23 protein-coding genes are annotated in these 22,578 nt (G+C 43.3%); 20 read left to right on the top strand and 3 right to left on the bottom strand.

Going from position 1 to position 22,578, the window contains the following annotated elements; all coding sequences use genetic code 11:
* The first annotated feature begins 70 nt into the window (after nt 1-70).
* The 6 genes from ABXT60_RS13585 to ABXT60_RS13560 are packed head-to-tail and all read left to right on the top strand — an operon-like array spanning nt 71 to nt 5,357.
* A complete protein-coding gene (locus ABXT60_RS13585) occupies nt 71-1,264 on the top strand; it encodes an ABC transporter substrate-binding protein (protein WP_443630631.1) in 1,194 nt (397 codons plus the stop codon).
* A gap of 45 nt (nt 1,265-1,309) precedes the next feature.
* A complete protein-coding gene (locus ABXT60_RS13580; protein ID WP_443630630.1) occupies nt 1,310-2,200 on the top strand; it encodes a branched-chain amino acid ABC transporter permease in 891 nt (296 codons plus the stop codon).
* A gap of 4 nt (nt 2,201-2,204) precedes the next feature.
* Nucleotides 2,205-3,185 carry a branched-chain amino acid ABC transporter permease gene (locus ABXT60_RS13575; protein WP_443630629.1) on the top strand — a complete coding sequence of 327 codons (981 nt, stop codon included), beginning with the start codon at nt 2,205-2,207 and terminating at the stop codon, nt 3,183-3,185.
* A complete protein-coding gene (locus ABXT60_RS13570; protein ID WP_443630628.1) occupies nt 3,182-3,961 on the top strand; it encodes an ABC transporter ATP-binding protein in 780 nt (259 codons plus the stop codon). Before ABXT60_RS13575 ends, ABXT60_RS13570 begins: the two co-directional genes overlap by 4 nt.
* Before the next feature lie 2 nt (nt 3,962-3,963).
* Complete coding sequence (locus ABXT60_RS13565) at nt 3,964-4,689, top strand: ABC transporter ATP-binding protein (protein ID WP_443630627.1); 726 nt, start codon at nt 3,964-3,966, stop codon at nt 4,687-4,689.
* Nucleotides 4,686-5,357 (top strand): aspartate/glutamate racemase family protein, encoded by a 672-nt coding sequence (locus tag ABXT60_RS13560; RefSeq protein WP_443630626.1) that lies wholly within the window; start codon nt 4,686-4,688, stop codon nt 5,355-5,357. The genes ABXT60_RS13565 and ABXT60_RS13560 overlap by 4 nt, the downstream gene beginning before the upstream one ends.
* A gap of 340 nt (nt 5,358-5,697) precedes the next feature.
* On the opposite strand, the gene ABXT60_RS13555 is transcribed toward ABXT60_RS13560, so the two are convergent.
* Both ABXT60_RS13555 and ABXT60_RS13550 read right to left on the bottom strand, forming a co-directional pair.
* Nucleotides 5,698-6,459, bottom strand: a complete 762-nt coding sequence (locus ABXT60_RS13555; RefSeq protein WP_443630625.1) for a hydroxypyruvate isomerase family protein — start codon at nt 6,457-6,459, stop codon at nt 5,698-5,700.
* Nucleotides 6,460-6,973: 514 nt separating this feature from the next.
* Nucleotides 6,974-7,861 carry a LysR family transcriptional regulator gene (locus tag ABXT60_RS13550; RefSeq protein WP_443630624.1) on the bottom strand — a complete coding sequence of 296 codons (888 nt, stop codon included), beginning with the start codon at nt 7,859-7,861 and terminating at the stop codon, nt 6,974-6,976.
* Nucleotides 7,862-8,001: 140 nt separating this feature from the next.
* Between ABXT60_RS13550 and comD the strand changes: the two genes are divergently transcribed.
* From comD to ABXT60_RS13480, 14 genes are all read left to right on the top strand, one after another.
* Nucleotides 8,002-8,499: a sulfopyruvate decarboxylase subunit alpha gene (comD, locus tag ABXT60_RS13545; protein ID WP_443630623.1), complete on the top strand. Its 498-nt coding sequence runs from the start codon at nt 8,002-8,004 to the stop codon at nt 8,497-8,499.
* A 1-nt stretch (nt 8,500) separates the two neighbouring features.
* Entirely contained in the window at nt 8,501-9,055 is a 555-nt protein-coding gene (gene comE, locus ABXT60_RS13540; protein ID WP_046486114.1) for a sulfopyruvate decarboxylase subunit beta, read from the top strand.
* 19 nt (nt 9,056-9,074) lie between these two features.
* A complete protein-coding gene (locus tag ABXT60_RS13535) occupies nt 9,075-10,220 on the top strand; it encodes an alpha-hydroxy acid oxidase (RefSeq protein ID WP_443630622.1) in 1,146 nt (381 codons plus the stop codon).
* 78 nt (nt 10,221-10,298) lie between these two features.
* Nucleotides 10,299-11,054 (top strand): SDR family NAD(P)-dependent oxidoreductase, encoded by a 756-nt coding sequence (locus tag ABXT60_RS13530; RefSeq protein ID WP_443630621.1) that lies wholly within the window; start codon nt 10,299-10,301, stop codon nt 11,052-11,054.
* Between the two features lie 218 nt (nt 11,055-11,272).
* Nucleotides 11,273-12,022 (top strand): sulfite exporter TauE/SafE family protein, encoded by a 750-nt coding sequence (locus ABXT60_RS13525; RefSeq protein WP_443630620.1) that lies wholly within the window; start codon nt 11,273-11,275, stop codon nt 12,020-12,022.
* Between the two features lie 459 nt (nt 12,023-12,481).
* Nucleotides 12,482-13,267, top strand: coding sequence for a DeoR/GlpR family DNA-binding transcription regulator (locus ABXT60_RS13520; protein WP_443630619.1), 786 nt, complete (start codon nt 12,482-12,484; stop codon nt 13,265-13,267).
* A complete protein-coding gene (locus tag ABXT60_RS13515) occupies nt 13,261-14,226 on the top strand; it encodes an ABC transporter ATP-binding protein (RefSeq protein WP_443630618.1) in 966 nt (321 codons plus the stop codon). Before ABXT60_RS13520 ends, ABXT60_RS13515 begins: the two co-directional genes overlap by 7 nt.
* 66 nt (nt 14,227-14,292) lie before the next feature.
* Nucleotides 14,293-15,579, top strand: coding sequence for an ABC transporter substrate-binding protein (locus ABXT60_RS13510; RefSeq protein WP_443630617.1), 1,287 nt, complete (start codon nt 14,293-14,295; stop codon nt 15,577-15,579).
* 69 nt (nt 15,580-15,648) lie between these two features.
* The gene (locus tag ABXT60_RS13505) at nt 15,649-16,521 is read left to right on the top strand and encodes a carbohydrate ABC transporter permease (RefSeq protein ID WP_443630616.1); all 873 of its coding nucleotides are present in this window, start codon (nt 15,649-15,651) and stop codon (nt 16,519-16,521) included.
* A 5-nt stretch (nt 16,522-16,526) separates the two neighbouring features.
* A complete protein-coding gene (locus ABXT60_RS13500; protein WP_046486100.1) occupies nt 16,527-17,336 on the top strand; it encodes a carbohydrate ABC transporter permease in 810 nt (269 codons plus the stop codon).
* Nucleotides 17,337-18,176, top strand: a complete 840-nt coding sequence (locus tag ABXT60_RS13495; protein ID WP_443630615.1) for an endonuclease/exonuclease/phosphatase family protein — start codon at nt 17,337-17,339, stop codon at nt 18,174-18,176. It begins immediately after the preceding gene.
* Nucleotides 18,177-18,184: 8 nt separating this feature from the next.
* On the top strand, nt 18,185-18,769 hold the full coding sequence (locus ABXT60_RS13490) for a histidine phosphatase family protein (protein WP_443630614.1): 585 nt from the start codon (nt 18,185-18,187) through the stop codon (nt 18,767-18,769).
* 198 nt (nt 18,770-18,967) lie between these two features.
* Complete coding sequence (locus ABXT60_RS13485; RefSeq protein ID WP_443630613.1) at nt 18,968-20,584, top strand: glycerol-3-phosphate dehydrogenase/oxidase; 1,617 nt, start codon at nt 18,968-18,970, stop codon at nt 20,582-20,584.
* 196 nt (nt 20,585-20,780) lie between these two features.
* Nucleotides 20,781-21,524 (top strand): class II aldolase/adducin family protein, encoded by a 744-nt coding sequence (locus ABXT60_RS13480; RefSeq protein WP_443630612.1) that lies wholly within the window; start codon nt 20,781-20,783, stop codon nt 21,522-21,524.
* 15 nt (nt 21,525-21,539) lie between these two features.
* Here the strand turns inward: ABXT60_RS13480 and ABXT60_RS13475 are convergent, their stop codons facing one another.
* On the bottom strand, nt 21,540-22,382 hold the full coding sequence (locus tag ABXT60_RS13475; protein WP_443630611.1) for a sugar nucleotide-binding protein: 843 nt from the start codon (nt 22,380-22,382) through the stop codon (nt 21,540-21,542).
* Nucleotides 22,383-22,578: the final 196 nt, after the last annotated feature.

Raw genomic sequence — 22,578 nt, 5'->3', positions numbered from 1 at the left:
TGGCATTTGCATTTAACTTACTTTAGCGTACTAGGCGCTTAAGAATTTTTGAAAATACTGGGAGCATATGATGAAAAGAATAACGTTCTTAAAGGCCTCGCTGATGACAGCAGCCTTGGCTTTGACAGGTATCCATTCGCCTATTACCTTGGCGGCTAACACGGTGCTTAAAATTGGTTTTGTTGGCGTGACCAGCGGCCCTGCAGCCTCATGGGGTATTTCTAACCAACGCTCCATGGAAGCAGGTGCTGCTATCATTAATGATAACGGCGGTGTCAAAATAGGTAGTGTCACTTATGACCTTGAGATTGTTTCATTTGATGACCAAAAAGACCCTAAAAGGGCCATTGCGGGCATGGAAAAAATGGCACAAGAAAATATCCATTATGTAGTGGGCCCCAATGTTGATGATGGTGCAGCAGCTGTTCGCCCTGTGGCTGAACAAAATGGCATTATCTATTTTCCTTATGCATTCCCAAAATCACTTTATCAAAAGCCGGCCTCTAACGCGGTACTGGGTATGGTGGCGAACTATCAGTCTGGGCCTGCAATATACAAATTCTTAAAAGATAATAACGGCGTTAATACAGTGGCATTTATTGCTGCTAACGAATCTGACCCTCTTACTCAGCGAGAAAGTGGTGTTGCTGCTGCCGAAGCACTTGGGTTAGAAGTAATTTCAAAAACTGTCACTTATCAGGTCGATACAACGGACTTTTCGCCCGTTATTATCCCTATAGTGAAGCTTCAGCCTGATCTTTTGGTGTTGTCGGGAGTTGCCCCAGCCAATGCGCCGCAAATAATTCGCTCGGCACGAGAACTGGGCTTTCAGGGTTTGATCTCAACAGAGACAGGTCAGGATGCACAAGTGTTACAAGAAGGCGCTGGCAGTCTTGCTAATGGCTTTATTTCTGTAGGCGGTGCTTCAACACCGACCATTCGCACCAAAAACATGGAGGCCTTCATTGCTCGTTACACAGAAATGTTCGGTGAGTATAATGATGAGTCTAATACCAAGGTTTATGCTCTTGAATATATTGTAGAGACACTCAAAGCCAATCCAGCTGCAATCAACAATGTTGATGAGTTTAAGAAAACCATGGATACCTTCAGTGCACCTAATCAATACCTCAAGGGTGATCAAGTGCTTAGGTACGTTGGCATGTCTTCTTTTGGCCAACGCCGTCAGCTATCAATACCTCTGGTTGTTAACGTTTTCAACGAAGGCAAGTTTGAAACCTTATTCATTGCCGAAGTCGATTAACTTCGATGCATTGAATTAATATCCTATCCCAGGGCTTTGCCCTGGGTGTCTAGCGAAAATATTGTTATGGAACAGGTTCTTGTTAATGGGCTGTATCTTGGGATGCAATACGCGTTAATTGCTCTAGGGTTAACCCTAATCTTCGCTCTCATGAATGTACTCAATTTTGCCCACGGGCAGTTATATGTTGTGGGCGGTTTTATCACCTATATTATTTATGGCAAATTAGGCTTGCCATTCTTTGTAGCGATTGTTGCGTCGGGAGTCACCTTAGGTTTGGTTGGCGCGGTGATTGAAAAATTTCTATTTAGACCTGTCATACGAAAATCGGTACGAGAAGAAAGTACGATGTTGTTGGCTGCTGCGATTGCATTCTTTTTAGACGCCATTATCCTATTACTGTTTGGCGAAAAGCAGCGTGGGGTCCCCAAAATATTGGATGGTGTGATGAACTTAGATTTTGTCGTCATCATGCCCTATGACAGAATATTGATTGCTGCTCTAGCGGGCTCAGCTATTGTTGCATTTATACTTTTTATGCAGTACTCAAAGCCTGGTCGGGCGATGCGGGCCTTAGCTCAGGACAGAATTGCGGCACAGTTAATGGGGGTTAATGTTGACCGCTATTCAATGATTGGTTTTGCTCTAGGTGCTATGTTGGCTGGTGTTGCGGGTGGATTGCTAGTGTCTATTGTTGGTGTCAACTCCGGCATCGGTGGGCCGGTTTCAATTAAGGCATTTATGATGGTGATGATCGGTGGGGCAGGCGTGATTTCAGGAGCGATCGCGGGGGGCTTTATTTTGGGTATGCTTGAGTCCATTGGCCTGACCGTATTAGTTGCTTATGGTGACCTGACGTATCTGGTAATTTTTGTCTCTTTGATGATTTTTCTGTCTATCCGGCCGCAAGGTTTGATGGGCAAACCATGGGGTTAGAGCAATGTTACTAACATCAAGATTTTTGGCAGTTGTGATTTTCTTCATTAGTATTTTTGTGCTTGTACCTTGGCTTATTGAAGTGTCAGGTCGGTGGGACTTTTATTACACCTTCACTTCAGTTGCCTTGCTTTCTATTGCTAGTGCAGGTGTCTGGCTAACATTTTATATTGGCCGCATTAATATTGGGCAAGGTGCATACGCCCTTGCTGGTGGTTACCTGTCTGCAGTATTGGTGACCCAATATGAGGTTTCTTTTTGGCTAACCATACCCTTGGCAGGCTTATTTTGTGCGGTTTTGAGTGTGCTTATTGGCCTGCCAATATTACGCTTAAAGGGTGTCTACTTTGCCATGATTACCCTTGTACTGACTGAGGTTGCCAAGTTGACGGCATTGGCATTACCCATAACCAACGGTGCGAAGGGTATTGTATCCATCCCGTTACCAGGTGAATTGTCTGTTTTTGGGATGACCATTATTCCAGATTTTTCCACTTTAGAAAATGTGAAGCTGGCATTCTATTACCTAGCGGTAACGCTCATGGTTATCTGCTTTGCGGGCATGTATCGCTTGGTTAATTCTCGCATGGGACACTTGTGCAGGTCGCTGCAGCAAAACGAAGAATTGGCCTCATCCATTGGCGTTAACATTACCACCTTACGTATTACCGCTTATGCAATCTCATCATTTCTTGGGGGTGTTGGTGGGTCTATTTTTGTAGCCATTTCACAGTCTATTTATCCCACCAGCTTTCAGGTAACTGACTCCATTAACTTTATGCTTAATGTATTTGTTGGTGGGCTGGGATATGTCTTTGGTCCCATGCTTGGCACCGTAGTGATTTACTTTGGCTGGGACTTACTGTTTCAAACGGGCAAGTTTCAACTGCTCATTTATTCGTCTATTTTGATTCTTCTTATGCTAACGGTACCTAATGGCCTGTTAAGCATTCGTTTGTTCAAATGGAACAAGGAGAAAAAATGAGTGCCTTACTGGAGGTCAAAAGTGTCACCAAAAAATTTGGTGGGTTGACAGCGAATAAAGACATTTCATTCACTGTGCAAGAAAAAGAAATACTCTCTGTGATTGGCCCAAACGGGGCCGGGAAGTCGACACTTTTTAAGATGATTGCATCATTTTTACCCACCACGTCTGGAGAAGTGTTGTTTAAAGGTGAACGTATTTCTAACCTAGCGCCGCATATTGTGGCTCGCAAAGGCGTGGTTCGCACCTTTCAAGAAACCACCATCTTTAAAAGTATGACCGTGCGTGAAAATGTAGTCATTGCCCATCATTTGCGATCAAAAACCAACCTCTTCGGTTTTTATGTAGGCTCACGCAGAGCCCATGCAGATGAAGCCGAGTTTCGGCGCTCAGCCGATGAAATACTCGAGTTTCTTAATCTAGGTGAAATTTCAGGCGAACTGGCTAGTAATTTACCCCAAGGGCATTTGCGCGCACTTGGTATTGCCATTGGCTTAGCCACGGATCCTAAAATACTGCTATTAGATGAACCTTTTGCTGGCATGAATCATGATGAAACCATGCGTACCGTAGAACTCGTTAGTGGTGTGCGTGACCGAGGTGTGACTGTATTGTTGGTAGAACACGACATGCCCGCTGTGATGAAGATTTCAGACCGTATTGTGGTGCTCAATTTCGGTGAAAAAATTGCTGAGGGAACGCCACAACAGATACAGCAAAATGAACAAGTCATCGAAGCCTACTTAGGCAGCGAAGACGACGCGATTGGGCTTTAACAATGACTGCATTATTAAAATTTAAAAATGTTGAACTCTACTATGACCACGTTTACGCACTTAAAGGCGTATCAATTAACATAGATGAGGGAGAAACTGTGGCCTTAATTGGAGCCAATGGTGCTGGTAAGTCCTCAATATTGCGAGCTATAACAGGCCTGCAAGGGCTTAGGGAAGGTTCTATTGAGTATTTAGGTCAGCGCATTGACGGCATAAAGCCAGATAAGATCGTAGAGATGGGCATTGCCATGGTACCTGAGGGTCGCAGGGTATTTCCCTTTATGTCAATTAAAGACAATTTAATGATGGGCGCATTCAGTCGTAAAGATAAGGTTGGTATTGCCCAGACACTTGAAATGGTGCTGGGCCGTTTTCCACGACTCAAAGAAAGGTACGCTCAAAGTGCAGGCACGCTTAGTGGCGGTGAGCAGCAAATGTTGGTTATTGGTCGTGCACTGATGGCAAAACCTCGGCTACTGTTACTGGATGAGCCATCATTAGGGATTGCACCTAAATTAGTGCAGAACATTGCTCAATCGATTGTTGACATAAACCGTGATGAAAAAGTGTCGGTGCTGCTGGTAGAACAAAACTCACGTATGGCTTTGCGAATATCCCACCGTGCCTATGCCATGGCTACAGGAGCTGTAGCGCTTAGTGGTTTGTCTAAGGACTTACTAGAAGATGATCGTATTAAAGCTCTCTATTTGGGTGGAGAAGTTTCGTGAACAAAAAAAATATTAGAATATTATTAATTAATCCAAATACAACATCATCTATGACCTATAAAATTGGTGAAGCTGCTCGACAAGTGGCGGCCCCTGATGTTGATATTGTAGCCCGTAACCCTAAAACTGGCCCAGCCTCTATCCAAGGACCAGAAGATGGCCTTGCGGCATTGCCTGGGATGTTGGAAGAGGTTGTTAAAGGGCGTGATGATGGTTTTGACGCTATCATTTTGGCTTGTTTTGATGATACGGGCCTTGCAGCGGCGCGTAAACTGAGTGGTGTGCCCACTATTGGTATAGGGGAGGCAGCTTTTCATGTAGCAATGCTGCTGGGGGCTAAGTTTTCTGTGGTCACCACACTGGCCATATCTGTTCCCGTGATTGAAGAGAATCTTAGGAATTATGGGCTAGAGTCTGCCTGTCTTAAGGTAAGGGCTAGTGAAGTTGAAGTGTTGGACTTGGAAATTGATGGCAGCAGTGCCAGAGATAAAATCTCTAATGAAATGGCATGTTCCTTAAGTGAAGAGCAACCGGGTGCTTTAGTGCTTGGTTGTGCGGGCATGGCAGATCTGGCCAGTCAGTTATCGCTAACCCACAATGTCCCGGTGATTGACGGCGTTGCCTCTGCCGTTGGGCTTGCTTCTGGGCTAGTTAGGCTAAGGCGCTAAGCTAGTGCAACTATCGGATTAATGTATTGGTTCATCGTTCAACGTTGAAAGGAACCTAAGATTTTATGGAGTCAAAGTCCTTGATCCTATGGTCATTCGACTTTTTAAATCAATATGGGCCTGGCAATATTTTGGCACATATCAAAATATACTATATGGGTTGCGTTATTGAAGCGATGGAGTCTTTGCGTTTAATCTCTGTAATGAGTTTATAAAACATCTATGCGGCTAAGATGTTTCAGGTTTAAGAAGCCCTAAACAAGTTACTAACAATATCACTGAGCCTCGGTTAAGTTGTGAATGCAAAATAAGCCAGGTCATTACTGAATTAAAACCTATATCAGGCGTGTTTAGACATCCAGCCAAGGGTGTCTTGCGTTGGACCAACAGGCTTATATTCAGCGCCTAATGGCGCTTTATAGCCCAACTGAGTGATAATACGGAAAACATGCTTAAAGTTCACTTCTCCATGATCAGGGGGCCCTCGATCAGGCACCGAAGCAAACTGAATGTGGCCAATAATAGGCATTAGGTCGGCTAGCCGGTGACTGAGGTCACCTTCCGTTAATTGCACATGGTAACAATCAAACATCAGTGCAATATTGTCGGCGTTGACTTCTTTAATAATATGGGAAGCTTGATTGGTTGTGGTTAAGAAATACCCCGGTGCATCATAATGATTTAGTGGCTCAATCAATATGCAGATGCCATGAGGTAGCGCTGCAGCGCAAGCGTAATTGAGATTATGTATAAATGTCTTATGAGCCTCAGGCCCACTAGAAAAACCAGCCATAACATGAATGGACTGTGCCTTTATTTCGACAGCATAATTAATAGCCTCATCTATAGCAGCCTGAGCTTCTTTGGCACGCGCTGGTATGGCAGAAAGGCCATTATCGCCCTTTGCTACATCACCTCTGCGCGTATTTAAACCTAGCATTTTAAGGTCAGTTTCTTGTAGCGCCTTAGTCACGTCTGCCGCCGCCACGTCATAGGGCCAGTGGCACTCAACTGCGTCAAACCCAGCAGCTTTTGCTGCACGTATAGCATCTGGCAGCTCAAGTTCATTCCAGAGAAAGCCAAGATTTGCAGAGAATTTCATCACTTACCCCACCCAACATTAAAATGTGTAATGCCTCAATGGCAGTGCAGGCGGCTTCAATGCCTTTTGTACCAAGCAATACTCACACGCACTGAAATATTTTTTTGGCGCAGTTGCTCGGGCAATCAACAAAAGAAGGCTAGAGTTCACCATGAGCTTTGGTGCTCCTGATTTCTTTGCTAAGGCTGCAAATACTTGAGGGTAATTGATTATAGCGCCAACCACGAATATTGTTGGGATATTTTTGGCGAACTAAAATGTTAAGTGTCTTGAATTTAACTAAAAAATAGACCAACGAGACCCGCTAGGGTCCCGTGGCCAAAAGGAAGTCAATGACAACTTCCTAGATAACCTATCAGTGATTACTTAGGCCAACAATGCTCATTGCATAGATTTACGTTACTTACATAGCTTTACATTACTTGGCTAGGTAAGCATGGGTAGATGGCGGTTTTATTCGGGTAATGCTGGGTTGCTTATATAGAACCCCTATATAATTTAATAAAAATCCTTATTAAGGCAAAGCTGGCGCTGCCTTAATGGTGCTATTGAGGTGCTGCTTCAACTTCATGATCACCTTATACTTAGGGTTATCTTTTCTCGTTAGCATGCCTAAAATGCGTGCATCACTACTGTTTGAAAGAGCAATTTTTCTCAGGTTAGAAAAAATAGGGTCAGGTTTACACAGGTTAGGAGCTACCGACACACCAAGACCATGCGCCACCATGCAGCCTAATGTTTCCATAGAGTCCATAATCATAGTCTCCTTAACTACTATTTTATTTTTTGTTAGCCACTGATCTGCCAATAAGCCAACAGAGGTTCGCTGTGCCAATCTAATATAAGGTTGGCTTTGTAAAATTTTGATCGGATCGGTTCCTTTAAAGCTACTAGAGGTCAAAAGTACAAGGGGCTCTTTTACAAGAACCTCCCATTGAAGGCCTGGCTCTATTCTTTGTGGTTGGCTTAATATTACTACGTCTATGGAACCGTTGCGCACATGGTCATATAAGTCTGTAGACATGCCCGGAACAATACGGATTTTTGTATTGGTAACTTCCTTCATCATACTTTTAACCGATAACGGCACCAGTGCTAATATAGCAGAGGGCACTGACCCTACGGTAATAGTGCCAGAAAAATCGTCGTCTTCACCAAGACTATTAAATAATTTGTCATAGTTATCTAGTACTTTTTGAGCTTCTTTTACAAAGGATATACCCACTGCGTTAAGGCTAGGCCTATAACCATTTCGATCAAATAATGGCGTTTTCAGTGACTCCTCTAACAATTTCATTTGTTGGCCTACAGCAGCTTTGGTGATGCATAGCTCATCGGCAGCAGCAGAAAAGCTGCCATTCTCTTGAAAAGCTAAAAGTGACCTTAATTGTTTGATGGACATAATAAACCGATTTTAATAGGGTAAGTTGCTTTTAGAATACATGGTAAATAAAAAATTTACTAATAGTCAAATAAATATAGATTGAATTAACTTTTACTATACCTGATCATTCTCACCTGAAAAAAACTTTGGAGGTGAGCATGTTGTTAGACAAAATCGTTATAGATGCATTTGAAAAGAACAAAATTGAATTAATTACCACGGTGCCCTGTAAACAGCTGAGTGGTGTAATAGCTGAGCTAGAAACACGCGACAGCATGACGCATATCCCAGCCAACAAAGAAGACGAAGGCATGGGCATATGTGCAGGTGCGTTCATGGGTGGTAAAAGGTCCGCTATTATTATGCAAAACACAGCCATTGGTGTAACTATTAATACCCTGGTGACATTAACTCAGTTTTATCGCTTGCCCTTACCTATGTTGATTAGCTTTCGTGGCGAACTAGGTGAGCCCGTGGCTTGTCAGGTTGAAATGGCTGTGCACACTAAAGCTTTGCTGGCCCAGCTGGGGATTCCAACATATCACTTCCATAACCCTGATGACGTGCATGAATTGGATGAGATATTGAAATATACTTTTATGTGCAACAAGCCTGTTGCCATTTTGACTGACGCCTCATTTTGGAAGGGAGAGTAATATGATACGTTCTGAGATTATTAAAAACTTGGTGCCAGTTCTTTCCGGCCAATTAGTCGTTTGTAACATCGGCCTACCAAGCCAGGAGATGCATTTGTTTGGAGACCAGCCTAGCAATTTTTATATGTTAGGTACGATGGGCCTGTCCTCATCCATTGGGCTTGGTTTAGCTTTGGCGCAGGACAAAACAGTGGTTGCCATTGATGGTGACGGATCTGTTTTGACTAACCTAGGCACGCTGCCCACTATTGCGAATAATGTACGAGATAACTTTATTCTACTCATTATAGATAATGGAAGTTATGGATCAACCGGCGATCAACCGACGTATGCTGGTAAAAAGACCTCCTTGGCTGCGGTGGCCAGTGCATGTGGTTGTGAGAATGTTATTGAATGTCAGGCTGATGAAGCAGTAAGCGTTGTTGAAAAAGCCATCGCTAGCAAAAAAATGACGATTATTATTTGTAAATGTATTTCTGGCAACATACCAGTGCCCGTCATTACCTTAGATCCTGTGGTTATTCGTCACCGGTTCATGCAGGCAGTAGAAGCATGAACGCCATGCTGAAGGTTTTATGGTTAGCAAATTAAACAGCAAGGCTGCCAGCATTGCAGATCTTAAGTTGCGTACGAAAAATCGCATTCCTAAGTTTGCCTATGAGTACCTAGTTGGAGGTTGTAATAATGATAGAGCTATTGCGCATAACAGAGACGCTTTAGATCATGTTTTCTTACAACCTTCTTATCTTTCTAGAACTCAAGCTGCTAGTTTAAAAACAACGGCTTTAGGGGCTGAATATGATGCGCCATTTGGCATTGCCCCACTGGGGTTAAGCGGACTAATTTGGCCCAAAGCTGCTGAGTATCATGCTGCTGCGGCAAAGAAAGCCAATATTCCTTATATACTAAGTACCCTAGCAAGCACCTCTATAGAGGATGCAGCTGCGTGTGCAGGCAATAACCTTTGGTTTCAACTTTACCCACCTAAAGATCAGGAAATCAGACTTGATCTTATGCAAAGGGCACAGCAAGTAGGGTGTAATAATTTAGTTGTCACAATTGATGTCCCTGTTGCTGGAAGAAGGCCAAACGATATTAAGAATGGTTTATCAGTCCCTCCTAAAATCACTCTCAAGAGCATCTACCAAACTGTGTCTAGGCCCTCCTGGGCAATGGCAACTGGGTTGAATGGCATGCCTCAATTTGCCAGCATGCAACCCTACATGAGTAAGCTATCTAACCTTGAGGATGTGGCTAATTATATTCGCAGCACTTTAAAAGAGCCTGTTAATTTGTCTATGTTGGAGCAGTTACGGCAGCAATGGCCAGGCAAATTAATCGTTAAGGGTGTTCTTAATGTAGCAGATGCAAAACACTGTGCCGCCATCAACGTTGATGCCATTATTGTGTCCAATCACGGGGGAAGGCAACTAGATGTAGCATGTTCTCCAGTGGAGATGATGCAGGAAATAGTAGATAGCGTTGGTGATAAGCTTGAAGTGTTTGTAGATAGCGGGGTTGAATCAGGCGTTGATATTGCTAGATACTTAGCTTTAGGGGCCAACATGGTGTTTTCCGGTAGGCCGTATATGTATGGTGTGGGTGCGTTTGGTAAGCAAGGCGCTAATCACTGCATTGACATCCTTTATAGTGAGTTGGAGCAGGTGATGAACCAATTAGGCTGCTCATCGCCTGATGAATTAGTGAAATTTTTAAAGTAATGATGCATGCATAAACAAGTGCGCTACTTAAATGAAAAGTTTGATTCGAGTGGAAATAATTGAATCATAGGAGTTGATGTGGAACCTACAATGTTTAATGTTGCCGGTAAAGTGATATGTGTTACTGGCGCCAGTGGTGGCATTGGTCGTTCCATAGCTACCTTTCTCTCTGAAAATGGAGCAAAGGTAGTAGGTGTGGCCAGAAGAGAGCTAGAATTAAGTGCCTGGGCTGAGTCAACCCAAGGTGATACTGCTTTTGTTGCAACTGATTTGTCTGACAGGTCTTTGATGCCAAAAATCATCTCTCAAATTGAAAGTCATTTTGGGTCGCCAGACATATTAATTAACGCAGCAGGTATTAATACTCGTGAAGCAGCAAGTGATGTCACAGCAGCTGGCTGGGACATTACGATGAACATCAATTTAATGGCACCATTTTTCTTGGCCCAAGGTTTGGTTCCAGCAATGCACCGCAAAGGCTGGGGGCGTGTTATTAACTTTGCCTCTTTGCAATCTCGCAGAGCCTTTCCTAGTGGCCTTGCCTATGGCGCGTCTAAAGGTGGAGTTGAGCAATTGACTAGAGCCATGGCAGAAGCATGGTCGGCCCAAGGTGTTAATGTAAACGCTTTGGCCCCAGGGTTTTTCCCTACTGAACTCACTGAGTCTGTTTTTGCAGACCCAGTAAGATCTAATCGGAATGCGCAGCAAACCTGCATTGGCCGTAATGGCGAAGAGCATGATCTGTATGGCCCAATATTGTTCTTTTGCTCCTCGGCTAGCGACTACGTTACTGGGCAAACGCTATTTTTAGATGGAGGCTTTACTGCTAAATAGAAACATTTGCCTAAACTGCACCAAAAATTGTGAAGCATTGTTATTTAATGTGACAGTAAGTGCACCAATATAGTTAATAGGCAACTTAGTTTTAATTTGATGTGGCGCGAAGCCCCCACTCGTTGATTTGCTTCTGAGTTTTTCGTGAATAGCTCCTATAGTGCTTGTAACCTAAGCAGTAATTTAATCTGATGTACCTCTGGGACGCATACAAGTTAATGATTAATGACCCACTCTTTTATTTTTTTGCAGTGCCTGCGGTGCTTATTTTTGGCTTAGCAAAGGGCGGCTTTGGCAATGCAATTGGTGTTGTTGCTGTGCCATTAATGGCCATGGCTGTGAGCCCTGCAAAGGCCGCTGGTATTTTGCTGCCTATCTTGTGCGTAATGGATTGGTTTGCTATTCGCAAATTTTGGGGCAAGTGGGACTTACATAATTTGGCTATTATGTTGCCCGCAGCTTTTGCTGGAGTGCTACTAGGAACCTTAACCTTCAGCTATTTAAACGATGCCCACGTGAGGCTGATCATCGGTTTTTTGGCTTTAGCATTTGCGCTAAATTTTTGGTTAAAATCTAACGTGTCGGTCAAACAAAAACCTAACCGGATCAAAGGTGTGTTTTGGTCTACTATCGCTGGGTTTACCAGTTTTGGCATTCACGCAGGGGGCCCGCCAATAAACTTTTATCTGATACCCCAAAAGTTACACCCAACAGTATTCATGGGCACATGTGCTGTTTTCTTTGGGGTGGTCAACTATGTAAAATTAGTACCCTATTTTTGGCTGGGGCAATTAGAAAGTGAAAACTTATTAACCTCCCTTATTCTGCTGCCCTTAGCCCCAATTGGTGTGAGCTTAGGCTATTACTTACATCTGCGAGTATCACCGCAAAAATTCTACCAAATTTTTAACTTCTTTCTGTTTGTTACTGGGTGCAAGCTGGCTTACGATGGGTTTATGTTGCTGTAGATACCTGCGCTATTGAGGGTGGCAGCCAATTAATGATCATTCATCACGACCTGTGTATTGCAAGTTGGAACCACTAGGTCCCACTTTAAGTTGTTATTCGCTTAACCCCTTTGTGCCACATTGCCGATAAAGGTAGTGAATCACTGGGTAGGCCACATCGTGTTCAAACTTAACAGATGAACTTTCTGCATGTTACTTGTGGCTCTACACAATAATGTGAGGGGAGGTTGTATTGCTGCAGCTGCTAATAGCCCTTCTCAAACTACACAAACCAAAACAGGCGGCACATAGGCTATTACAAAAATATTTTCACAAAGGTGCAATTTTTTTAAACTGTAATATTCCTGTAATATTTCGAATGTATAGTTATTTTATATACAAAATGTTAATACGAAGAGTATAGTAGTTCTAACGAAACAAAAAGCTAGACTAATCTATATATCGAGTTCACCAAGTATTATGACTTTATCTCCTCGACAGCAGCGCATTATAGACAAGCTCCATGATACAAACGGAGTACTTTCTAGTTTAGAAATCACATCTTTGTTTAATGTTTCTGTTCAAACTATTAGGAAAGACCTTAACGAACTAAGTGAGCTTGGACACGTGCGACGGGTGCACGGTGGTATTAGCTTGCCTGGTAATAATCACAATATCTCCTTTAGTAACCGCACGGTCATGAACCTCTTAGCAAAGCAAAATATTGCCCGTAAGGTTGCAACGCTATTGCCGGAGGACAGTACTGTTTTTCTTGGTATTGGTACCACACCTCAGCACGTCGCACTGGCCTTGCTCGACCACCCCGGTTTAACGGTCGTCACTAACAATATTAACGTTGCACTAACGCTAAGTAACAGTTCTAAAATACAAACTTACCTAGCAGGTGGTTTAGTGCGGCCTGGTGATCAGGACACAATGGGGCCAGAAACAACTGCTTTTTTAAGTAAGTTTAATATTCAGTACGGTGTATTTGGTGTGGGAGGCTTAAGCTCAAAGGGCCAGCTTTTGGACTTCTCTCCGGAAGAGTCTAGTGTTTCTAGAGTGATTATGGAAAACAGCGAGAGGCGAATACTAGTCGCAGACCACAGTAAGATCAATCGCTATGCACCAGTAGTTACGGGAACGCTAAACGACATTGACATTTTAGTGATGGATTTCTTATCAGAACCTTATCGGCAGACTTGCAAGGGGTTTGACTCTGAAATTATTGAAGTTGGATCCACCTCGGAAGTTTTGCCATGTTAAAAGTTGATGGAATATCACGCAGTTATGGTGATTTAAAGGTTGTCGACCAACTGAGCTTTACAGTCAACGAAGGCGAATTCGTTGCTTTACTTGGCCCTTCTGGTTGCGGTAAGTCAACGTCTTTAAAAATGATTGCGGGGTTAGAAGTTCCAGACGAAGGCAGCATCCATTTAGATGGGCGGGATATTACCCAGCTTTCTCCAGGGGATCGCAAACTCGCTATGGTTTTTCAATCCTATGCGCTGTTTCCCCACCTAAAAGTTGAAGAAAATATTTTGTTTGGTCTTCAGGCACGAAAGGTACCCAAAAACGAACAAAAAAAGCGTCTAGACTCAGTTGTTGAACTAGTAGGCCTTGGTGATCACCTACAAAAAAAGCCAGGTCAGCTGTCTGGTGGGCAGTGCCAGCGTGTTGCTTTAGCTAGAGCCATAGTCGCACAGGCTAAGTTATGCCTAATGGATGAGCCTTTATCAAACCTTGATGCCAAACTTCGAAACGAAATGCGTACCGAAATTAGAGCATTACAACAGCGCCTTGGTATGTCGGTTATCTATGTTACACACGATCAGGTAGAGGCTATGAGCATGGCAGACAGAATCGTTTTAATGAATGACGGCAAAGTTGAACAAGTAGACGTGCCTGAAGCGTTATACAGCAAGCCCAAGACAATTTTCACAGCTCAATTCATTGGCAGCCCGCCAATGAATATTATTGGGTCTGGTGAGGACTGCCGGGGCATCCGACCTGAGCATATTGAAATTTCTGAACACGGTATGCCAGCTAGTGTTGTTAGTTGTGACTACCACGGTGCCGATACAATCGTGCTTGCCGATGTTAGTGCAATGGGAGAAGACCAAAAGTTAATAAAAATTCGCTACCCGGGACACGCTATGTTTGCACCCCAGCAGCGATTAGCTGTTCGTTGGGCACCCGAAAACGAACATACATTTTGGATCTAACATAAGAAGTTTTTAAAGTTGAAGTAAGTTATAAAGTAATAACAAATAAAGTGAGGAATATGACCGATGAAAATACTATCTAAATACCTGACGACTGTTGGCGTGGCTTCAATCCTTGGATTGAGTACTGTTGCTAACGCCGCTACCGATTTAACCATGTACTACCCAGTAGCGGTAGGTGGTTCATTGACTAAAATTGTTGATGGAATGGTAGACAAGTTTGAAGCGGAAAACCCTGACATTAATGTTAATGCCATTTATGCTGGTAACTACAACGATGCTCGTGTGAAGGCATTAGCGGCCTTACAAAGTGGCTCTCCAGCACAATTGTCAGTTATGTTCTCTATCGACATTCATGAACTTCGCAACCTTGAAGCTATTGTTGCTTTTGATGATGTTGTGAGCACCGATGAAGAGCGACAATGGTTGAATAGTTTTTACCCAGCTTTAATGGAAAATGGTAAAGCTGACGGCAAAACATGGGGCGTACCATTTCAGCGCTCTACTATCGTTATGTACTATAACAAGGATATGTTCCGTGCTGCTGGTTTAGATCCCGAGATGCCACCCACAAGCTGGGAAGAGTTTGTCAGTATGGGTAAAAAGTTAACTAAAAAAAGCGCTAATGGAACGGTTGACCAATGGGGTGCAATGATCCCATCAACTGGCTACCCATACTGGATGTTTGGTGCACTTACTAAGCAAAATAGTGAAGTGTTAATGAATCAGGAAGGTACAGAAACATACTTTGACAAACCTGGTGTTGTTGAGGCTTTAGAGTATTGGCAGGATCTGGGTAATAAGCACGCTATTATGCCTAAAGGTATGATTGAATGGGGCACGTTACGTCAAAACTTTCTTGATCAAAAAACCGCCATTATGTGGCACTCAACAGGCAACTTAACTACGGTAAAAAACAAGGCTAGTTTTGACTTTGGTGTGGCCAAATTACCAGGTAATAAGGAGCTAGGCTCACCTACTGGAGGCGGTAATTTTTATATCTTCGAGAAATCATCAGCTGAAGAAAAGAAAGCTGCGCTGAAATTTGTGAAGTTTATGACTTCTGCTGAGCAAGCAGCTCATTGGTCTAAATCAACTGGCTATATGGGTGTTGGTCCAAGCGCTTACGAAACAGAAACGCTTAAAGCCTATCTTAAAACCTTCCCACCGGCTGCAGTAGCACGCGACCAGCTCACTCACGCTACAGCGGAACTGTCTACTCACGAAGCAGGACGCGTTCGAAAGTATCTTGATGATGCGATTCAGGCAGCGTTAACTGGACAGTCTTCAGCGGAAGAAGCGTTAACAGACGCTCAAAAGCAAGCTGAAAGAATCTTACGGCGCTATAAGTAGGAATCCATTGGGGCCGGTAGTATCGGCCCCAATTTAATCCTCTAATTATTAAACTGGCTAATACAAAATATGCTCAACCGATTTAACTTGAAAGCTTGGCTGCTGCTGTTGCCGGCGCTATCTTTTTTAATAGCGTTTACTCATTGGCCTACACTTAAGTCTATATGGCGTAGTTTTACTTGGGCCAGATCAGATGTGGCTCCTAGTCAGTTTGTTGGTTTCGAAAACTACCAGCTATTGTTAGAAGATCCTGTATTCTGGAAAGTCTTTGAAAATAATTTCTGGTATGCAGTGGGAACTGTTCCCACATCCATAGCTCTGGCCATTATGATGGCGCTTTGGGTAAATAGTAAGATTCGTGGCACCAGTTTACTGCGGCTAGCTTTCTTTACACCCACCATATTACCTATGATCACTGTAGCGAATATCTGGTTATTTTTTTATAGCCCCCAAATTGGACTGTTTAATCAGTTACTTGCACTGGTTGGAATTGAGGGCCCTAATTGGCTTGGAGATCCAGACCTTGCACTATCTAGCTTGATGGTAATGACCGTCTGGAAAGAGGCTGGATTTTTTATGATTTTTTACCTCGCTGCTCTTCAGACACTAAGCCCTGAGCTTTATGCTGCAGCGAAACTAGAGGGTGCTAGTGCATGGAGAATATTTAGGAAGATAACCTTCCCATTGCTTATGCCCACTACACTGTTTGTTTTAATTAATGCCATATTAAATGCATTTAAGCTGGTTGATCATTTGTTCATCTTAACCAAGGGTGGGCCTAACAATGAAAGTAACCTACTTTTGTATTACATCTATGAAACAGCGTTTAGCTTTCTCGACAGCTACTACGCGGCAACCCTCACTGTGGTTATGTTAGCAACTTTGGCAGTCATTGCTTTGGTGCAGATGCTGCTTCTTGATCGTAAAATTCACTATCGGTAAAAGTTATGTCTTCTTGGTTCCAAACTTTTTCTAAAGTATCAGCCTACCTGCTAGGCATACTTTGGGTATTACCACTGCTGTATGCGTTTTGGGCTGCTTTTCATCCGCCTGAATTTGCTACCAAATTCTCGTTGACTGCACCATTGACCCTAGAGAACTTCGAGTCAGCTTGGGATCAGGCACCTTTTTTCCGTTACATGTTAAACACCATTGTTATCACAAGCTTAATTCTGGCTTCACAGCTATTTCTTTGCACACTTGCAGGGTATGCGCTGGCGAGAGAAAAATTTGCTGGGCGTGGGTTTGCTTTTGCTCTTGTGCTTACACAGCTAATGGTAATGCCTGAAGTGCTCATTGTGGAAAACTACCGCACATTGGCTGGGCTTGATTTAATAGATACCTATTTAGGGGTTGGCCTGCCTTATCTGGCAAGTGCTTTTGGCATCTTCCTATTGCGTCAAACCTTTAAAACTGTGCCGCAGGAGCTTGAAGATGCCGCTCGAGTTGAAGGCTTATCCGGCCTTGGCATTATCTGGAAAGTATTTGTGCCCTTAGCGTTCCCCACTTACTTGGCCTTTAGCTTGGTCTCTGTGAGCTATCATTGGAATAACTTTCTATGGCCCCTTGTGGTTACCAATACTGAGGCAAGCCGACCTTTAACCGTTGGTATGGCAATATTTGGTGCACCTGAGTCGGGTGTGGACTGGTCAGTTATTTCCGCAGGTACGTTGATCGCTATCGGTCCGTTGCTGATCTTATTCTTAATTTTCCAACGACGATTTATTCAGTCGTTTATGCATGCAGGTATTAAGTAAATGCGCATCTTGTCTTGGAATGTTCAATATGGGAAATCCGTTAATAGCGGGTCTGACTTTTCGCGCACCCTGGACTATATTAAGTCGTTAGGCAACTTCGATATTATTTGCTTACAGGAAGTCGCGCGTCATATGACAGCATACTGTACGCAGGAGCAACCCGACCAGTGCCAGCTGGCGCAGCAATATTTTCCAAACCATATAGCCCTTTGGGGCTCTGGTTATAGTTGGCCTAGTGCCACTAGTAATCCAAAGGATCGTCAGGAGTTTGGTAATTTAACCCTGGTTAAGGATCCCCTGTTAGACTTTAAGGTTCACCAGCTCCCACAACCTGCTGCATTAGGAAAATGGCAAATGCCTAGGGTTGCAATTGAAGCTTGTATTAATTCAAAGATGGGCCCGTTGAGCATTATTAATACTCACCTTGCATATCATGATGGCAATGAAGCACAACTGCAGCTTGAGCACCTTCAGGCGATAGAGCTAGATCGTTTAGCGCACCTTAAATACCCTAAAGCGCACGGCCCCGGGTGTTTTCAAGAAGGTTACTTGGCATCAGCCCGTATTTTATGTGGCGACTTTAATTTTGACCCAAAAAGCACTCATTACCAGTACCAAATAAACCATGGCTGGATCGATACCTGGAAGCACTCTGGTCCAGTTCAGATACAGCCTGCAACCTGTGGCATCTTCGACAAAGTTCAGTGGACACAGGGTGGCCATTGTCGTGATTATTTCTGGCTTAGCAATGAGCTCATCACCTACCCAGTTAATGTTAGCGTAGATAGCACCACTGACTTATCTGACCATCAACCCATTACTCTTGAGATACATTTTTGAAACCTTTAATGAATGAAGCACGTTTTAGAAATAGTTATTTATTAATGCGACATGGCGAAAGTGACGCGAATGTAACTGGCGTAATTGTCAGTGATCCTAAAATAGGTTGTGAACGGTTCGGGCTTACAGACCGAGGCTCAAAACAGGTTATTGCCTCAGTAAGAGGATTTACAGGAGAGGCCATAACTCATATAGTTTGTTCTGATTTTTTAAGAACCCTACAAACAGCACAACTAGTTGCCAACACCTTGAATCTGCCACAACCTGAGCAAGAGGTGGGTCTTCGAGAACGCTTTTTTGGTAACTGGGAAGGCATGTCTGCTGAGCACTATGACAATATCTGGCAGCGGGATGAAGTGGATAAGCATTCTGATGATGGTGTAGAACGCCCCAAAGACGTTGCCCAAAGGGGCCTTAATGTGATTGATAGGTTGGAGCGGCAGTATCAGTGCGAAGTAATTTTGTTAGTTTCCCATGGTGACATGTTGCAAATTTTGAGTACATCGATTGCTGGGATATCACCACATAAACATCGCTCTTTACCGCACCATCAAACAGGTGAAATAAAATACTTGGTTGCTGAGCACCAATAGTGGCAGTTCAAATCGAAAACTCTCCAAGCCAACTAACGAGGCCGGTCAGTTGCGCACTAGGTTGCGCTCTGCGGGAGCTGCAGACGTTTCAGTACCGCCACAACTTGTCTTTGGCGGCACCACAATTAATGAGCTTTAAGCATAAAACTTATGACGTGTTTGTTGTAAGTGCTGATATTAAGACAATGGATTTTGCTAATGTTACTGCGTAAAAAAAATATTGAACAACTTAAAAACCAAACATTCGATGTGGCTATTATCGGTGGTGGCATTAATGGTGCTGTTGCGGCGGCGGCATTATCTGCAAAAGGAGCAAAAGTGGCCCTCATCGATAAAGGTGATTTTGCTGGCTTTACTAGCTCTAATTCGTCAAACCTTGCTTGGGGAGGTGTTAAGTATTTAGAAAGTCATGAATATCGATTAGTGAATAAACTGTGTAAAAGCCGTAACTTATTAATGCAGAGCTACCCTTCTACCGTTAAAGAAATTCGCTTTTTAACCTGCATTCAAAAAGGCTTTCGCTTCCCACCCCTGTTTGTTTATCTAGGTACTATTGTGTACTGGTTATTTGGTCGCTTCTACACCAAACATCCACAATATTTAACGCCAAAAAAAATAACTGCTAGCGAGCCAGTTATTAATATCAGCAATGCCAAAGGAGGGTTTGAGTATTCTGACGCTTACCTTTTTGATAATGATTCCCGCTTTGTATTTAACTTTATTCGCTCTAGCCTTGATAATGGCTGCATTGCTGCTAACTATGTGTCTTCTCAAGCGGCAGATTATGTTGGCGATCATTGGACGATAGCAGCGCAAGATGAAATGACGGGAGAAGCTTTCCCCATAAAGGCAAAAGTCTTAATTAATGCGGCAGGCCCTTTTGTTGATAAATATAACGAAACCACTGAACAATCAACCGAGCATCACCATGTATTCTCCAAAGGGGTTCACTTAATTGTTGACCAAATTAGCGCCAACCAAAAAGTATTGGCTTTTTTCGCTAGTGATGGGCGTTTATTTTTTGTCATTCCTATGGGGTGCAAAACGTGCATCGGTACTACCGATACCCAAGTGGATTCACCGCTTAGTGACGTGACTGATGAAGACCGTGATTTTATTTTAGATAACGTTAATCAATTACTTAACTTGCCCAAGCCATTAACCAAAGCTGATATTATTGCTGAACGGTGTGGAGTGCGTCCTCTGGCTATTGAAGGCGATAGTGGCGGCACAGCTGATTGGGTTAAGCTATCTCGTAAACACGCGATCGACATTAATAAGAAACAAAAATATATCAGTATTTTTGGTGGTAAGTTAACTGATTGCATCAACGTGGGCGATGAGGTTTCTGAGATTGTAGAGACGTTCAATATTGAACTTAAAGAACCAGATATCACTTGGTATGGTGAGCCTAGCAATACCATAAAAGACCAGTTTTTTGCTGAAGCCCACACCATAAATCTTGATCAGATGACGGGAGAAAAATCAGCTGAACCTTTGTCAGAGCGATTTTGGCGACGCTATGGCTCTAATGCATTCGAGCTGCTTAGCAAAATAAAGGACGATAAAAGCCAGGCAGATCTGTTGATAGAACACGCTGAATATACTGTTTGTGAAATTGAGTATGCAGCAAAGCACGAAATGATAACCAAGCTTGAAGACTTTCTGCGGCGCCGGTCCAAAATATCTCTAGTAGTGCGGCAAGATGATTTGCTCAATGCTAAAGGGCTAAAAGAGGCTTGCGATATATTATTTGGGAGTGAGTCAGAAGAAAAAATGCAAGAGTATGTCGACAGCATATCGACCTCTTTTTAGGTTTAAACTATTTATTTTTTATAAGGTCACTAGTAGCAAAATTAGTGTAAAAAAGGGGTTAATGATAGTCTTCAGATCATCATTATGAGTCTTTAAAGTGCCAGTATGAGCACCTAGTAACGTTACCTACTTTTGATCTTTAATACGATCCCAAGTAATATCTTAGCCTAGCTAGCGCATAGAAATGATGGGTATTATGAATATGTTCGATGAGTTATCAGCTGAAAATCAGTTGCGGTTTGATTTAGCCCTTATTCACCGCTATATGGCGGAACATAATTGGAATGAAGGTGTTGTAAATCATCTAACCGCAATGTTGCCCGGTAGTAGTGAGCATTTTCTGGCCCTGCCATACGGTTTGCATTGGTCTGAAGCTAAAAGTTCAGACTTTTTAATAGCCGATTTTGCTGGCAGTATTATCTCAGGTGTTGGCGAAGTTGAGCCTAGCAACTTAAATATTCATGGTGCAATTCATCGTGATGTTCCCCGTGCTAGGGCTATTCTCCACTCACATCAACCAAACATCACCGCACTTACATTGCTAAAGGATCAGACTGTTACTATGTCTAGCCAACATGCACTTCGCTTCGTACAGCGGATTGCCTATCTAGGGGTGTATGGCGATCCTGGTGACCCAGCGATCGGGGGCACTATTGTGGACAGTTTAAAAACTAAGGATGTGCTGATGTGCGCCAACCATGGTGTTCTCGTTTCTAGGCCCTATTTGTGGGATGCTTTTGATGACCTGTATTTTTTAGACCGTGCGTGTGAAGTTCAGTTAAAAGCGATGAATACCGGCCAAGAGCTCAATATCATTCCAGAGGTTGTGGCTAATGAGTATGGGCGACAAATCATCAAGTGGAGCAAAATAGAAGGTGAGAGACACTTTATAGCACTGCGCCGAATATACCATAAAAAATATCCTGATTTACTCAAGTGAGCCTGATTGGCCCACCTATAATGTTAGCTCTTTGATTAAAGCTGAATAGCCTTCGCGGTAGCTTGGGAATATGAAATTATAGCCAGAATCCAACAGCTTTTTGTTACTGCAGCGCCTAGCTGAGCGCGCACTTGCCTGATGTTCCACTAAGCTCACACTCAGCTTTTCAGCCAGCCAGCCGCGCAATTCATATTGTGTTACTGGTTCGCAATCTGTCGCCACATACAGTTCTAATAACGGTATCTGCTGCTCATTTTGACTAATCAAATGCCCAATAACACCGGCACAATCCTCACTATGAATTCGATTACCCCATTGTTCAGGTTGGTCTGCACACCCTACTCCCGCGAGTACCTGATCTAGCATACGAGTGCGGCCAGGGCCGTATATGCCAGAAAACCTTACCACTACTGTGGCACATGGCAGGGCTAATATGTTTTCTTCTGCTTGACGCAGCGCCTGTCCAGAAAAAGCTGTTGAGCTGGCTGGGGAATCTTCATCTACCCAAGCCCCTAAGTTCTGCCCATAGACGCTAGTGCTAGAAACCCAAATAACCAATTTAGGCTTATAAACTGCGTTGTAAATTGCTAAAGCTAGGGCTGCAGAAGAGTTAACATAGGCCTTTTGGTAACCCTCTTTGGTCATCCTGTCTGGTGTGAGTGTGGCAACCACCACATCAAAACCCTCTGTAAAAATGTGGTTTAAACAAGCCACATCAGTGAGGTCTCCTACCAGGGGATTGATACCATTAGCAAGTAGGGTTGATTGACGTTTTAAACCAAAAAACTCATGTGCACTGTTCATTTTAGGTGGCACTCGCTGAGCAATGTCACCACATCCTGCAAATAATATTTTCAATTAAGGTTCACTCTTTAATGGGAATCCATTTCGCCCAGGTAATTCCAAAGCAAGCTGCTGGGCGTTTGATATTTTAGCCAATTGCATGTCTCCTAACTCAGTGGATGATCCACTAATTGGTGACTCAGTTCAATATATTGGGGTAAATAAGGGCAGCTAAGTTTACCTTTGTGAGCGCTAAATAAAGGTGATAAAG

This window comes from Candidatus Njordibacter sp. Uisw_056 (assembly GCF_047730085.1).
Classification (GTDB): domain Bacteria; phylum Pseudomonadota; class Gammaproteobacteria; order Pseudomonadales; family Balneatricaceae; genus Njordibacter.
The sequence above is the reverse complement of the archived record's forward strand: the minus strand, read 5'-3'. Positions and strand labels throughout refer to the sequence as shown.